The organism is Massilia sp. YIM B02763 (assembly GCF_030412015.1).
Classification (GTDB): domain Bacteria; phylum Pseudomonadota; class Gammaproteobacteria; order Burkholderiales; family Burkholderiaceae_D; genus Telluria.
In genome coordinates, this window is record NZ_JASNRD010000057.1 from 1 (window position 1) to 994 (window position 994).

Sequence of the window (994 nt, forward strand, 5' to 3'; positions counted from 1 at the left end):
GGGGGGGCATCGTGGACTTCGTTGGAATTGACATTGCAAAGCGCAAGTTTGATGTGCGCTGGGTATCGGCCGGCAAAGGCAAAAACAAGGTTTTCGAGAATACAGACGCTGGTCGTAAAGCGTTGCTCGACTGGTTGAGCAAGCAAGGTTCAACGCCTGAAGACTGTCATGTGGCCATGGAGGCAACGGGACAGTATTACGAACCTTTGGCCCTGGCATTGTTCGACGCCGGTTACACGGTTAGTGTCGTCAATCCTCTTCAAATCAAGGCTTTTGCCGAAGCCACCATGTGTCGCCAAAAGACCGATCGCGCGGATGCGACGTTGATCGCGCGCTTTTGCGAGACGGTCAAGCCGCAGCGCTGGCAAGCTCCCTCACGTGAAGTACGTGAGTTACAACGTCTGTTGTCGCGTCTTGAAGCGTTGCAGGACATGCATGTGCAGGAGCAAAACCGACGTTACGAATCTGAAGGGATCACCCTGGAGTCGGTTGATAGAGTGATCGTAACGCTTGGGGAAGAGATCAAGCGCTTAGAGAAAAAGATCCGTGACCATATCGATCGCCATCCTGACTTGCACGGGCAAGACGAACTCTTGCAGAGCATTCCCGGTATAGGGCCAAGAGTCAGCAGCTATGCCATCGCCTGGCTTCGTGGACAGCGGTTTGACAGTGCACGGCAGGCTGCCGCCTTCGTTGGACTATCGCCGCGCCATCATCAGTCAGGCGATTCAGTGCGCGGAAAAAGCAGTATCGGCAAGTTTGGCCACAAACACCTACGCAAGATCCTGTACTGGCCAGCCATGAGCGCAATGCGTCACAACGTCGCTGCCAAAGCACTTTCAGAGCGCCTGGTTACCGCTGGAAAAAACAGGAAAGTGGCCATCATTGCTGTCATGCGCAAGATGGTCCACTGGATGATCGGGGTCCTCAAATCTGGCAAACCCTTCGACGTAAATTTAGCCCTTGCCAGAACTTGAGGATCACAGTATCTGCG

The 994-nt window shown here is 54.0% G+C and carries 1 protein-coding gene; it reads left to right on the forward strand.

All coding sequences use genetic code 11. The features are described from left to right. Positions 1-977, forward strand: a 977-nt coding sequence (locus tag QPK32_RS26445; protein WP_290415759.1) for an IS110 family transposase, incomplete at its 5' end; no start/stop codon positions are given. Between the last annotated feature and the right edge of the window lie 17 nt (positions 978-994).